Annotated in this window: 14 protein-coding genes and 1 CRISPR repeat array; of the genes, 10 read left to right on the top strand and 4 right to left on the bottom strand. The window is 46.2% G+C overall.

Going from position 1 to position 13,586, the window contains the following annotated elements; translation table 11 throughout:
• Positions 1-8 precede the first annotated feature (8 nt).
• A complete protein-coding gene (gene upp / locus CYLST_RS13675) occupies positions 9-659 on the top strand; it encodes a uracil phosphoribosyltransferase (RefSeq protein ID WP_041233645.1) in 651 nt (216 codons plus the stop codon).
• A gap of 74 nt (positions 660-733) precedes the next feature.
• Entirely contained in the window at positions 734-1,087 is a 354-nt protein-coding gene (locus tag CYLST_RS13670; protein ID WP_015208322.1) for a ssl2009 family thylakoid membrane protein, read from the top strand.
• 23 nt (positions 1,088-1,110) lie between these two features.
• Here CYLST_RS13670 and CYLST_RS34500 read toward each other — a convergent pair whose 3' ends face one another.
• Positions 1,111-1,320 carry a hypothetical protein gene (locus CYLST_RS34500; protein WP_157162582.1) on the bottom strand — a complete coding sequence of 70 codons (210 nt, stop codon included), beginning with the start codon at positions 1,318-1,320 and terminating at the stop codon, positions 1,111-1,113.
• Positions 1,321-1,342: 22 nt separating this feature from the next.
• On the opposite strand from CYLST_RS34500, the gene CYLST_RS13665 reads away from it, so the two are divergent.
• On the top strand, positions 1,343-1,594 hold the full coding sequence (locus CYLST_RS13665; RefSeq protein WP_015208321.1) for a YggT family protein: 252 nt from the start codon (positions 1,343-1,345) through the stop codon (positions 1,592-1,594).
• Between the two features lie 86 nt (positions 1,595-1,680).
• Here the strand turns inward: CYLST_RS13665 and CYLST_RS13660 are convergent, their stop codons facing one another.
• Positions 1,681-2,139, bottom strand: coding sequence for a hypothetical protein (locus CYLST_RS13660; RefSeq protein ID WP_051056188.1), 459 nt, complete (start codon positions 2,137-2,139; stop codon positions 1,681-1,683).
• A 217-nt stretch (positions 2,140-2,356) separates the two neighbouring features.
• Here CYLST_RS13660 and CYLST_RS13655 point away from each other — a divergent pair, with 217 nt between their 5' ends.
• On the top strand, positions 2,357-2,968 hold the full coding sequence (locus CYLST_RS13655) for a hypothetical protein (protein WP_015208319.1): 612 nt from the start codon (positions 2,357-2,359) through the stop codon (positions 2,966-2,968).
• Between the two features lie 8 nt (positions 2,969-2,976).
• On the opposite strand, the gene CYLST_RS13650 is transcribed toward CYLST_RS13655, so the two are convergent.
• Positions 2,977-3,753, bottom strand: coding sequence for an ABC transporter permease (locus CYLST_RS13650; RefSeq protein WP_015208318.1), 777 nt, complete (start codon positions 3,751-3,753; stop codon positions 2,977-2,979).
• A 364-nt stretch (positions 3,754-4,117) separates the two neighbouring features.
• On the opposite strand from CYLST_RS13650, the gene CYLST_RS13645 reads away from it, so the two are divergent.
• Positions 4,118-5,266: a DegT/DnrJ/EryC1/StrS family aminotransferase gene (locus CYLST_RS13645; protein WP_015208317.1), complete on the top strand. Its 1,149-nt coding sequence runs from the start codon at positions 4,118-4,120 to the stop codon at positions 5,264-5,266.
• Positions 5,267-5,317: 51 nt separating this feature from the next.
• Here CYLST_RS13645 and CYLST_RS13640 read toward each other — a convergent pair whose 3' ends face one another.
• The gene (locus CYLST_RS13640; RefSeq protein WP_015208316.1) at positions 5,318-6,061 is read right to left on the bottom strand and encodes a DUF561 domain-containing protein; all 744 of its coding nucleotides are present in this window, start codon (positions 6,059-6,061) and stop codon (positions 5,318-5,320) included.
• 647 nt (positions 6,062-6,708) lie between these two features.
• Positions 6,709-7,402: a CRISPR direct-repeat array (repeat unit 37 nt; unit sequence CTTTCCGCTAACCAACTCCCCGCAAGGGGACTGAAAC).
• A 4-nt stretch (positions 7,403-7,406) separates the two neighbouring features.
• Between CYLST_RS13640 and CYLST_RS13630 the strand changes: the two genes are divergently transcribed.
• The 5 genes from CYLST_RS13630 (at position 7,407) to CYLST_RS13610 (ending at position 13,509) form a co-directional block, all read left to right on the top strand.
• Positions 7,407-7,913: a ribonuclease T2 family protein gene (locus CYLST_RS13630; RefSeq protein WP_015208315.1), complete on the top strand. Its 507-nt coding sequence runs from the start codon at positions 7,407-7,409 to the stop codon at positions 7,911-7,913.
• A gap of 5 nt (positions 7,914-7,918) precedes the next feature.
• Complete coding sequence (locus CYLST_RS13625; protein WP_015208314.1) at positions 7,919-8,209, top strand: hypothetical protein; 291 nt, start codon at positions 7,919-7,921, stop codon at positions 8,207-8,209.
• A 256-nt stretch (positions 8,210-8,465) separates the two neighbouring features.
• Positions 8,466-9,329: a Tab2/Atab2 family RNA-binding protein gene (locus tag CYLST_RS13620; RefSeq protein ID WP_015208313.1), complete on the top strand. Its 864-nt coding sequence runs from the start codon at positions 8,466-8,468 to the stop codon at positions 9,327-9,329.
• 149 nt (positions 9,330-9,478) lie between these two features.
• Positions 9,479-10,792 carry a TldD/PmbA family protein gene (locus tag CYLST_RS13615; protein WP_015208312.1) on the top strand — a complete coding sequence of 438 codons (1,314 nt, stop codon included), beginning with the start codon at positions 9,479-9,481 and terminating at the stop codon, positions 10,790-10,792.
• A gap of 38 nt (positions 10,793-10,830) precedes the next feature.
• Complete coding sequence (locus tag CYLST_RS13610; RefSeq protein ID WP_015208311.1) at positions 10,831-13,509, top strand: chloride channel protein; 2,679 nt, start codon at positions 10,831-10,833, stop codon at positions 13,507-13,509.
• The last annotated feature ends 77 nt before the right edge of the window (positions 13,510-13,586 follow it).

Raw genomic sequence — 13,586 nt, 5'->3', positions numbered from 1 at the left:
ATCTGGCTATGACGCAACAACTGCTTGTTTATGTCCCACCCCATCCCCTAATCAAGCACTGGTTGGCAGTCGCTCGTGATGTTGCTACGCCTTCAGTATTATTTCGCAGTGCCATAACTGAGTTGGGACGATGGCTAACTTATGAAGCGGCGCGAGACTGGCTACCGACCCTAGAGACAACGGTGCAGAGTCCGTTGGACACCTGTCCAGCAACTTTGATTAATCCAGAGATACCTGTGGCGGTTGTGCCGATTTTGCGGGCTGGGCTAGGATTATTAGAAGGAGCACAGACGTTGCTGCCCTTGGCCTCAATTTACCATCTTGGTTTGGTGCGAAATGAGGAGACACTAGAACCCTTGTGTTACTTGAATAAACTGCCAGAAAAATTCGACCCCCAAACGCGGGTGTTAATTACCGATCCGATGTTGGCGACGGGAGGATCGATTATGGCGGCGATGGCGGAATTAGTCCAACGGGGTGTTGATCCTGCGTTGACGCGGATTGTCTGCGTGGTGGCGGCTCCAACGGCTTTGCAAAAACTGAATGCTGCTTACCCAGGTTTAATTGTTTACACCGCTACTATTGACGCAACGCTGAACAGCAAGGGTTATATTGTGCCGGGGTTGGGAGATGCAGGCGATCGCATCTTTGGCACTTGAGCTAGGATGCACCTAGGGCGGAAAAATAGCTTAATGACTTTAAAAATCCCAGGTTTCTTCAAGGCGGTAAAGATATGAGTCAGCGAGATAATTTTGCCAGTGGTTTTTTTGCAGGCGCCTTTGTCGGTGGGTTAGTAGGTGGTATTCTGGGAGCAGTGATTGTTTCTCGACGCGATACTCAATTGGCAGTTGAAGAAGAGACAGAACTGACCCAGATCCAGGATGAAACTAATAAAGTACCACCAAGACGGCGTCAGATGAAAGCCTCTGCCAGTGAAAGCCTAGAAATTGAAACGGCGAGGCGATCGCTAGAAGATAAAATTGCCCAGTTGAATGCCACAATTGATGATGTGCGAAAGCAGTTAGGGAATGTCAATGGCAGTGTGCCTCAGCCGATTAATGAGCGATCGCTCGGACACGACTCCTAAAGCACACTTTGGCGTGACTAGAATCAATGCCGCGCCGAGCAAATAGCTTGAGACATCGAGTAAGCGGCTAGGCGATTGTTGTCGCCCTCTTGACAAACCTTCCTCAAAAATCCCCCAGCTTCTAGAGAAAGGAGACTGTCAAGCAACTGCCAATTACGGTAAACGCGACAGCTAAACGCAGACGCGACGACATTGACTAAATTAAAATCAATTAGTAAGACCGCGTTTAACACTTAGCAGGAAACCAACCCCTCCATGAATTTACTGTTTGGAACACTAGCTGCCTTCGTTACCTATTACAGCTATTTGCTAATTTTTCGGGTTTTATTGACCTGGTTCCCCAATATTAATTGGTATAACCAACCATTTGCGGCTTTGAGCCAGATCACCGACCCCTATCTCAATCTTTTCCGCTCCATTATTCCCCCATTGGGTGGCATGGATTTTTCTCCTATGTTAGCAATTATACTGTTACAGGTAGTAGGTGGCGGTTTGCAAGCCATCTGATAACACAGAGTTTGCAGATAATTCCACGTCCAACAACAAAATTTGATGTCTGGGCTAACTAGCCCAGACAGCTTCAACATAATTGATCAACGCCGGACTTGAGCGCTAAATCCAGCAGCCTTAAACTGCTTCAGCTGCAATGGGGTAGGCTGGTTTGAAGGTACTGTAATTCTGAATTCAAAATCACTGATGCCTGGTGGTACTTCAGCAATAGAACCTAGACGGGTGCGGTTTTGCATCACTGAGTCGTTATTAGCATCATAGATGCGCCCAAAAATGTCTGCGTCGTAGACTGTTTTGTAGGTGCCATTTTCTGCCTTGCCAACAACAATAAAGCAACTGGCAGATTTAGAACCGTTACTAACCACAGTTCCTTGCGCCAGTTCTGGGGGACAATCCTTATAGGAAACGTCAAATAGTTTAATCTGTGTCAACGCTACAGCGCTTGGTGTCCACACCCACGATAGAACACCGATGAGGCAGGAAATAAAGACAACTTTGATTAGTCCTGAGTACTGAGTCTGGAGTTTTGAGTAGTTATTCATAGCTAAAGCCAGATAATTCCACAAAAATGCTAAACGGTTTTTCTTTTCCATGTTTAAAGATGGTAGCAATGAAACCTACCTGAAATAAAACAAGAATTTACCTGACTTTAGCCGGATGAATCTCGAAATTCGGCGGAAAATACCAGCATTATGGGGGGTGTCTACTCACGGAGTTGGGTAATAATGAGGAAAATAGACCCTCAATTGCTATTAACCTATGACGACCGATGAGATTGAAGCAGCCTTGCAAGCAGCCTTTAATTGTTGTGATGCAGCCAGCTGTCCTCTCACTGATACGCAGAAACAGATATTACTGCAAGTTGTCGAGCAAATACAGGGAAACTCTAACTCTAGGGTGTCAGATATTGCTAATCCTTTAGACGAACTTACCCCAGAGGAATTGGCAGCATTTTTAAAGTTCGTCAAGGCAGAGGAAGAAGAAAACCGGACTTGGAAAGTGCAATTGCTCAACGACTGGCTGCTGCAACAAGATTCGGGAAAGGTGCAATTTATTCGCCAAAGCTATGGTTTGCAGTGGCTAAACCGTGTAGAGTCGTACCATTTTGATAAATATGCTGATTTTGAGGATGCGCTAAAGCTGAGAATAGGCGATCGCATCGAAGTTTGCAACGCCCTATGGGAATGGGTGCAAGAAAATGGACCCTGTCAGCGTGAATGGTTTGCCTGCATGGTGATTCAGGTCGACAATGGGACTAATAACAATGACTCTTTAACCAATTGCCGCATTCGCTTCTATAACGGTAATGAGTTAGAAATTCCCGGAATCTACGCATGGAATCGCTATAACTGGCGCTGGCTAAAGGGTTAGAGGGAGAATTAACTGATTAACTGCGCGGCAGAATTAAAAAACTGACGGCACAAACCCCTAGTAACTAAAACCGTTGTCAGCAAGTTAGCGACAACCACCATAAACATAATCATAATTTCGTAGGATACAGCATCAAGTGGGTTCACCCCAGCCAATAATTGTCCGCTGGTGATTCCTGGTAGCGCAACCATCCCAAGCAGCATCATTTGATTGAGAGTGGGAATTAATGCGGCTCTGATGGCGTCTTTGCGGTATTGGCTAACTGCTTGCTGAGGAGTTGCACCTAGGCTCAAGTGGGTTTCTATTTCTGTAGGTTGCTGATTAATAGTACTGACAAGGCGTTCTCCAGCCAGAGCAGCTGCATTCATCGCATTACCAAGCACAATCCCAGCCAAGGGAATTACATATTGCGGTTCAAACCATCTGTCTGGTTGAATCATCAAAAAGTTGACGTAAAGCACTGTTAAAGCAGTACTGACTAAAATTGCGCCCCACACCAAAGGCAAAACATGGGGAATTTTTTGACTGATGCGGTTTCGGGCGACAATTGCCGCAATTGTCAGCATTACTGATAAAATCGCCAAAACTGCCCAAAGGTTATCAAGAGCAAAGATGAAGTCGAAAACGTATCCCAGTACGAGTAACTGGAGGATAGTTCTGCCGGTAGCCAGGACTAAGTTTAACTCTAGCCCTAATCTTTCCCAGGCAGATATGCCAATGGCTAGAGCCATCAATCCCACAGCCATAGCCAAATCAACTATATCCAGCTTGATCAAATCTTGCATGGCTTATTTACCTGCCGACATTTTCTTTTTAGCTTAGACCGACACACCTGGAACTTTGATTCCATCTGTCCGATCTTGGTAAATATAGATCAGTTTCAACAATTCAAAATTTAAACTTTAAAAGATGCCTGCGGCTGCCGTCAGGCATACAAAATGGTATAAACCTATGATGGCGACTACCCAGTATGCTTAATATCTGTAAATTCAATGTGCAATCGCTGTCCGCCCCAACACTTCAGTAAAAACCTTTCTTATTTCAGTATTGTATATGACAGTCTATCGAGGCTTTTGAATTAACAATTTCATCAGCCAACATCGACCGTCGAAACGCCTCCTTATGTATCTCCCGATAAAATGAGTACTCATGATCCAAAGCGTAAATTCCATTCCAGCTTTTGATATCAAACAACAATACACCTCGATCGCCGCCGAAGTGAGTGCAGCGGTTCTAGAGGTTTTGGCTTCTGGTCGTTATGTGGGCGGGCCTGTAGTTGAAGGTTTTGAGCAACAGTTTGCTGCCTATCATGGTGTAACTGAATGTGTAGCTTGCAACTCTGGTACTGATGCCCTCTACTTAGCGTTACGTGCCCTAGAAATTGGTGCTGGCGATGAAGTAATTACTACACCTTTCACCTTTTTTGCCACAACTGAGGTGATTAATGCTGTGGGTGCAAAGCCAGTGTTCGTTGACATTGACGCCACTACCTTTAATTTGGACGTGGAGCAAATAGCAGCGGCGATTACACCCAAAACAAAGGCAATTATCCCTGTTCATCTGTTTGGGCTACCTGTGGACATGACAGGGCTAATGGCGATCGCACAATCTCACAATTTAGCAGTGATTGAAGATTGCGCCCAGGCTACAGGCGCGACTTGGGATAGTCAAAAAGTCGGTAGTATTGGACATATTGGTTGCTTTAGCTTTTACCCCACCAAGAATCTTGGCGGTTGTGGTGATGGTGGTGCTATTACAACCAATGATGCGGCGATCGCTTCTAAGCTGCGGATACTCAGAGAACATGGCAGCAAAACCCGCTATATTCACGAGGAAATCGGGGTAAATAGCCGCTTGGATGCGATACAAGCGGTTATCCTCCAAATAAAGCTGCGTCATCTCGATGTTTGGAACCAAAAACGCCAGCAACTCGCCGCTTATTACTACCAATTCCTCAGTCAGATTCCCGGTATTGTCCCACCCCAAGAATTACTTGGCGGTGTCGGTGTTTGGAATCAATACACCATTCGCATTTCTGGTGAAGGGCGAAATGGTGCTAGTGCTAAATATCGGGACTGGGTGCGGAGTCAATTGCAAGAAAAAGGCGTGAGTTCGATGCTTTATTACCCCCGTCCTTTACATTTGCAGCCAGTTTATGAAAGTCTCGGCTATCAACCAGGACAATTACCAGTATCTGAGCAAGCTTGTCATGAGGTGATATCTTTGCCGATGTTCCCCGAATTGGCAGCGGAACAGCAAGATCAGGTGATTTATGCTTTGAAAGATTGTTTGTCTTAAGACGTAGGACAGGCGTCTCGCCTGTCCCTAAAATACTAGCTCTCTTGAAAATTAGGGAGTGAGAACTTTTGCAGTTGCTAAAGCTTCCACTAAACCACGGACAGCGGCAATCATGGCGATTTCGCTATTAAGTTGGTTGATGGCGGAACCAACACCAATACCAGATGCACCAGATGCGATCGCTAATGGTGCAGTCACGCTAGAAATGCCAGAAGCACACAACACAGGTACAGATACCGCACGGGCAATTTCATAAGCTGCTGCTAAGGTGGGGGCAGCTTTTTCAATTAATCCCAAAGTGCCGGCGTGAGTTGGCTGGCTGCTAGTACCGCCTTCGGTTTGGATAATATCCGCACCTGCTTTGACTAATTCCTCAGCTAGCTGCACTTGTTGGTCGAGTGTCAGGATGTGGGGAACGGTTACAGATAGGGTGATTTCGGGCAACAAGGCGCGGGTTTGCTGCGTTAGGGCTAAAACTTCCTCCGCTTCAAATCTGCGTCCTTGAGCATAGAAGGAATCAAAATTCCCGATTTCAATCAAATCCGCCCCAGCAGCTACAGATGCGACAAATTTCTCAGGTTCTACCGCTGATACACAAACAGGTAGATTAATTAAGCTTTTCACCAATCGCACTAAGTCAGGATCAGCCGCGATATCTACAAATGTAGCACCGCCGATTTCAGCAGATTTAGCGATCGCGCCCACGTTTTCGGCGTTGAAGTTATTCAAACCGCTAATCACTTTCAAAACACTGCGGTTAGTAAATGCGCGTTGGAGTGAAGAATGCATTGTCATAGTTTGTTATTTTCCAGCTATCAAGGTAAAAATATTGTCACACTACTAGCCGCAACAGGCTAGAGGCTGGGGAAAGAGAATCAGGAATAATCGGTAATCGGTAATTGCGAACACGCCGATTCAAAACCTCACCCTGGTTCTGCTACGCACAACCTGTCCCTCTCCTTCGCAAGGAGAGGGATGTCTGTCAGGACAGGGTGAGGTTTCTCAAGATTTTTGGCTAATCGAATAACTGGTTCTGCTACGCACAACCTGTCCCTCTCCTTGCGAAGGAGAGGGATGTCCGTCAGGACAGGGTGAGGTTTTTCAAGATTTTTGGGTAATCGAATAACTTGTGTGTACGCGGTAGAATGAAAAAGGCTGGGGGGATCTCATTTGTTTCAAGGTTATAGGGAATTGGTATGAGGTAAGAAAAAATACTTGACAACCTGAGAGCAAAGGTTTTATTTTTATAGAAATTGGCAAGCCAAAGCGGGGGCAAAAACCCTGGGGGGTTCGCCAAATCCTCAGAACCTTGAAAATTCAATAGTTCTAGCGTTTCAATAGTTTCAGCCGGCAGTTTTTCGGAGCCTGAAATCGACCTAAAAATAGAGGTCTGCCAAAATCCTGTCTAGAATCCTTCTCCAGTTTGACTTTCAGATGGCGGACTTTCCGCTAACCAACTCCCCGCAAGGGGACTGAAACAAAAACTAAAAACAAACAGAACGCACCACCCACAACTTTCCGCTAACCAACTCCCCGCAAGGGGACTGAAACGTAATAATCCTTACCTTTGGATGTTTTCTCCCCATCCTTTCCGCTAACCAACTCCCCGCAAGGGGACTGAAACAAAAATAGTTCGGCATTAGTATCAAATTGACTAACTTTCCGCTAACCAACTCCCCGCAAGGGGACTGAAACCTTCTAATGATTGACTCTGCTTGAGATTTCAACTTCTCACTTTCCGCTAACCAACTCCCCGCAAGGGGACTGAAACATCCCAAACTTTACAGTTAGTCCAGTTGGCTATGGCTTTCCGCTAACCAACTCCCCGCAAGGGGACTGAAACATCCGGGGTAGGCACTTCAATCAGACCTTTTAGCTTTGGCTTTCCGCTAACCAACTCCCCGCAAGGGGACTGAAACGTGATATAAACATCACTGTTGTACAGATAAGCTTTACTTTCCGCTAACCAACTCCCCGCAAGGGGACTGAAACCTGTATGGGGCGCCGTTCTCCACATACGTCACAAATCTTTCCGCTAACCAACTCCCCGCAAGGGGACTGAAACTTTTAAGGGCTTCGGCAAAGGTTAAGGGGTCATGCTTTCCGCTAACCAACTCCCCGCAAGGGGATTGAAACTTTGATGGAAGCGATCGCCCTACTTCCCTACTCCCTTTGCGCTAACAAACTCCGGCCCCAATACCAAACGGGTTTTCCTGCTGATTGCTCAATGCAAACACTACCACCATCAGTGAAGCGGCAGTTTCCCGGTTTGTTTCCCAGTGATAAACTCTACAACCATCAATGGGAAAAACGTGGGACTTGTTCAGGTAAAACCCCTACACAATACCTAGCATTAAGTAAACAGTTAAAAGATTCCGTCGCCATTCCCACAGCATATAATCGCCCCGTTCAACCCTTCCGCACCACCATCAAAGACCTGAAAACTGCATTTGTGCGTGCTAGTGCTAACAGTAAATTTACTGTTGACCAAATAGCCCCTTATTGTTCTGATTCCGGCAGGTTTTTGCAAGAGGTGTTCTTTTGCTTCGCGAAAGACGGTAAAACAGGCGCTTGTAGTACAGAAATTTTGCAGCGTTCTCAAAGAAGCTGTGGCCAGGCAAATTTTTTGGTGAGGAATGTCAGATAAAGCGAATGGAATTCGCGGCTACACAAGCAAAGTCCACCTATGCCTACGGCACGCTACGCGAACGTGGACTAATGAAAAATCAAGAGTTTGAAACCCAGATGGGTTTTGCCTGTGTAGATGCGGTTTCTAACCGCCCTTTTAAGGGATTTCCAAGAAATAAATTACCCAATCTTGTGGGACGGGCTAGAAGCCCATCCCATATTCCGGGCGGGCTAGAAGCCCACCACACAAGAAAATTTAGGATATTTTATTATTTGGAAGTCCCTAATGTTACTGATGAAAAATCAAGAGTTTGAAACCCAGATGGGTTTTGCCTGTGTAGACGCGGTTTCTAACCGCCCTTTTAATCTTTAAAGCGCAACCATGAACGTGCAACTTCATCAAGAAATGGGATTAATGGTTTTTGAGGACTGAAGTCCTCACTACGAACCTGAAAACTTAATCTTGCCATCTTCGAGAGAGATTCCTGTGAACACAGGTCTAACGTTCCTGTAGATTGGTAGAGTGAAAATATAAGCAAAATATAAAGTCGCCAGATTTTTACCGTAAAACATGGGCAGTATTTGGGAAGTCGATTTTTACTCCCGTCCGATTCTGGACGAAAATCAAAAAAAAGTTTGGGAAGTCTTGGTGTGCGAAACGCCCTCAGGTATTGGCACTAATATAGATTCTCTGTTTCGCTATGCTCAATATTGCCCCAGTACCCAGGTAAATTCGGGTTGGTTGCGGACGGCGTTGCAGCAAGCAATTAACAAGGCAGGAGAAGCACCAATCAAAGTCCGCTTTTTCCGCCGCCAAATGAATAATATGATTACTAAAGCTTGCGAGGATGTGGGCGTTCCTGCCTTACCTAGCCGCCGCACTTTATTTCTTAACCAATGGCTGCAACAGCGGATGGAAGAAGTATATCCCCAAGAACCAGGGTATCAAGGGGGGGCTAATGCTTCGGTGCGCTTAGATAGACCTTTACCCCAACGCTTACCAGATGCGTTGGAAGGAAAACAGTGGGCTTTTGTGACTTTAGAAGCTCAAGATTTTGCGGATATGCCGGAGTGGGAAATTGGCTTTGGTGAAGCTTTTCCCCTAGAGTTGGCGAAATTGTCGCCGGAAGCCCGGATTCCTGGGATTTTGATTTTTTCACCGAGGGCTTTACCCTTAGCCGGTTGGATGTCTGGTTTGGAGTTGGCTTATTTGAAATTTGATACAAGTCTTGGTGAGAGATTGATTTTAGAAACGGGTGCTACAGAAAGCTGGATTGTGGCAAATATCAGAACGCCTCAACTGCTTGTTGAAGCTAAAGGTTTTGAATCAACCAAGCAAGCAGCTAATGGGGTACATTTTATTGGTGTGCAGTCTGATGCTCAAGCTCAATCTTTTGCAGGATTTTGGCTGCTGCAAGAGATAAATTTGCCGTAAATAGTTGGTAGGGGGGAATGGGGAATAGGTAATGGGTAATCGGTAATGGGTAATCGGTAAAAACCAATAACCAATGACTAATGACCAATGACCAATGACTATTGTCTATCTGCGGTTCAAAATCCACAAATCACAATTCACCAAGGGTCATGGGTTCTGAAAATTTGTCACAAGATACGCTAGCAGAACAGCTGCTGGAACTAGCTTTAAAATCTGGAGCAGAGGCAGCTGAGGTGTATCAGTCGCGATCGCTTTCTCGACCAGTTTTTTTTGAGGCCAACCGACTCAAACAGCTAGAAACAAGCCAATCTGAAGGCACAGCGCTGCGGCTGTGGCGCCACGGTCGTCCAGGACTGATGGTAGCTTACGGTTCTGTGGAACCACAAGTGATGGTGGAGCGATCGCTGGCTTTGAGTCAACTAAATCAACCGGAACCAGTGGAATTAGGCAGCAATTTTCGGCCATCTTACCCAGATTTGGGGGCGGCTGTACCGATAGAAATGCTGGTAGACTGGGGCAAAGAAGCGATCGCATTAATCCGCGATGCCTACCCCGATGTTCTCTGTCACAGTGACTGGGAATGCGATATCGAAAACACCAGACTGGTTAACAGCAAAGGTTTAGATTGCTACTACACCGACACTACCCTCAGCTGCTATCTGTCAGCCGAATGGGTACGGGGCGAGGATATTTTGAATGTTGCTGATGGACAAACCCAACGCGGTGAACTCCACCCAGATAGATTAGCTCACCAAATTTTACAGCGGTTATTTTGGGCTAAAGAAAACGTTTCCACCCCAAACGGTCGCCTCCCTGTTTTGTTCACTTCTAAAGCCGCTGATATGCTTTGGGGCACGGTGCAAGCGGCTTTAAATGGCAAGCATATCCTAGAAAAAGCTTCACCTTGGGGAGAACGGCTAGGTAAACCAGTCATGTCACCCAACCTCACCCTCTACCAAGATCCAGAAGCTGGCCCTTACAGTTGCCCTTTTGATGATGAAGGCACACCTACCCAGTCTTTGATATTTATCGAAAACGGAATTTTACAAAACTTTTATGGCGATCGCACCACCGGACGCCAACTAGGAATGAGTACCACTGGTAATGGTTTTCGTCCTGGTTTAGGCAGCTATCCCATCCCTGGTTTATTTAATTTCCTCATCCAGCCTGGTTCTGCATCCCTACAAGACTTGATTTGCCAGATGGATAATGGCTTGATTGTGGATCAAATGTTGGGTGGTGGTGGCGGCATTTCTGGCGATTTTTCCATCAATGTTGATTTGGGCTATCGCGTAAAAAATGGCGATGTGATTGGACGTGTTAAAGATACGATGGTTGCAGGTAATGTTTACACGGCCCTCAAACAATTGGTTAAGGTGGGTAGTGATGGTGATTGGAATGGCCCTTGTTATACTCCTTCGCTGATAGTAGAAGGACTATCAACCACCGGGAGACAGAATTAAAAGTTTTTGAATTTTGAATTTTGAATTTTGAATTTTATATGTCCCTTCCTGTTCTGACTCAGTTCGTTCGCAACTTGTGGCAGCCTAGAAGAGGTTTAGCGATATCTTCGATGGGCTTCGCCAACGCCGAAGCTTCTGTTATCGGTCTAGTGGCCGCCCTGTCTGCGGTATTTCTGAAAGTGGGATCGGGATGGTTGGGAACCTGGCGAGTTCACACTACCCATCTGCTACCAGCATGGCTAGTTTTACCCATAATTGGTCTAAGCTTTGGGTTTCTGGCTGGCTGGTTGGTGCAGCGATTTGCCCCAGAGGCTGCGGGTAGTGGTATCCCCCAAGTCAAAGCAACTCTTGCCAATGTGCCAGTAAATCTATCCTGGCGCGTGGCAATTGTCAAGTTACTCAGTGCAATTGTTGCTTTAGGTTCAGGAATCACTCTAGGGCGACAAGGCCCCACTGTCCAAGTAGGGGCAGGTTTGGCAGCGGGAATGAGTCGCTTAGTACCCACTTCTCCAGATCATCGGCGGCAAATGGTTGCTGCGGGTGCAGGTGCGGGTTTAGCAGCTGCTTTCAATGCCCCGATTGCCGGGGTGTTGTTTATCGTCGAGGAGTTACTCCAAGATTTATCAGGACTGACTTTAGGAACCGCCATTATCGCCTCCTTTATTGGTGGGGTAGTTTCCCGGTTATTGGGTGGCGGCAGTTTGGAACTAAATCTGGAGTTGGCAAAGTCTTCTAGCCAATTCTCCCTCCCAGAAATTCCGGCTTTCCTGCTATTGGGAATCTTGGCGGGGTTGCTTGGTGCATTATTTAATCGGGGATTAATTTTCAGCATTAAACTTTATCAAAGATTGCACATCAGCTTACCCCTCCGGGTGGCTTTAGCTGGTTGTATATCTGGCATTGTCGTGGCTATGCTGCCTGAGTATTTTCGTGATAATACGGGGTTGCGGGAATATGTAATTACTGGTGATGCTCATTTTTCCTTAGCGGCGATCGCCTTTATCGCTCAATTTTTCCTCACCTTAGTCGCATTTGGTTCCGGCGCACCAGGCGGGATATTCGCTCCCAGTCTCATTTTAGGTTCTTGTTTAGGACACCTAGTTGGTGTATCTGAGTTCTACCTTTTAGGGGTGGGTTCGCCAACTACCTTTGCTTTAGCAGGGATGGGGGGATTTTTTAGCGCTGTTTCCAAAGTCCCAATTACAGCAATTGTGATTGTCTTTGAGATGACTACAGATTTCAATCTGGTATTACCTTTAATGATTGTGTCTGTAACTGCCTACTTGATTGCAGAGAAGGTAGTACCTGGATCACTGTATAACAAGCTTTTGGAGTTAAATGGCATCATCATCAAAAAAGGTGCTTCCATCGAGGGGATATCGACAAAGTTAACAGCTAAAGATGTGATGCAACAACGGGTGGAAACTCTAGATACAGAGATGAATTTAGATGAAGTCATCCAGGCATTTGCCCGTTCTCACCATCGCGGTTTCCCAGTGGTAGAAGAAAACAAGCTAGTGGGGATTGTGACGCAATCAGATTTGCAGAAAATGCGCGATGGGCTACGCCCCGCCGGAGGCGATCGCCAGCTAGCAAATGATCGTCACTTAAAGGAAATCATGACACCGCAGCCGATAACGGTAACACCCCAGCATAACTTGAGTCATGTGCTGTATTTACTTGATCGTTATCAAATCAGCCGTTTACCAGTGATGGAAGCACAGAAACTGATTGGGATTATTACTCGTGGGGATATTATCCGGGCGGAAGCAGATCATCTCAATTGTGAAAATGGTGTCCCTGGCCCGCGACCAGAACCTTCTTATGTAGTTTACCAAACGCGATCGCCCAATATTGGCAGAGGTAGATTATTAGTCACCCTGGCAAATCCAGAGACAGCAGCGACTTTATTAGAAATAGCAGCAGCTATTGCCCGCGATCGCCACTATGAAATAGAGTGCATTCAAGTAATGCTGGTATCTCGTCACAGTTCCCCAGCCGAAACACAGGTAAAAACCACAAAAAGTCGCCGTTTGCTCCGACAGGCGGAAGTTTTAGCGAAAAAGTGGGGAATTCCCCTACATACCCAAATCCGAGTCGCCCACGATATCGCACAGGCAATTTTAGAGACAATTAACGAACGAAATATTGACCTGATTTTAATGGGCTGGAAAGGTAACACTTCTACCCCAGGGCGGATTTTTGGCAATGTTGTAGATACGATAATTCGCCAAGCCACCTGCGACGTTGTGTTAGTTAAACTAGCCAATATTCCAGAGTCACCAGTTACTCCATCTCCCCACACTCAGCACTCCTTTAACCATTGGTTAGTTCCAATGGCTGGTGGACCCAATGCGCGGGTGGCGCTTAAATTGTTACCTGCTTTAGTAACTTTGGGGAATCACCCCCAAATTCGCCTCACACAGGTGTTTAAGCCCTCGGAATTCAAGCCAGACATGACAGTTTTAGAACAAGCCATCCGCCAGCTAATGCGCCGCCGTAAATTGTCCAGTACTGTGATTGCTACCCCAGTTCAAGCCGATTCAGTTTCTGAAGGTGTAATTAAGTTGGTGAAAACCGAAGGTTTTGATGTTGTCGTTTTGGGGGCTTCCCGTGAGGGATTGTTGCAGCAGGCGATTCAAGGTAATATCCCGGAAGCGATCGCCAATGGTGTAGAAAGTACAGTAATTTTGGTCAGAGGCGCAATTAATAATTGAAAAAGTAAATACTTAGACCTATTGTGGCAAAGAATCTAGAGACGTTGTATGCAACGTCTCTACAAGGGTTCTGCATA

Source organism: Cylindrospermum stagnale PCC 7417 (assembly GCF_000317535.1).
In the GTDB taxonomy this organism is placed as follows: Bacteria; Cyanobacteriota; Cyanobacteriia; order Cyanobacteriales; family Nostocaceae; genus Cylindrospermum; species Cylindrospermum stagnale.
The sequence above is the reverse complement of the archived record's forward strand: the minus strand, read 5'-3'. Positions and strand labels throughout refer to the sequence as shown.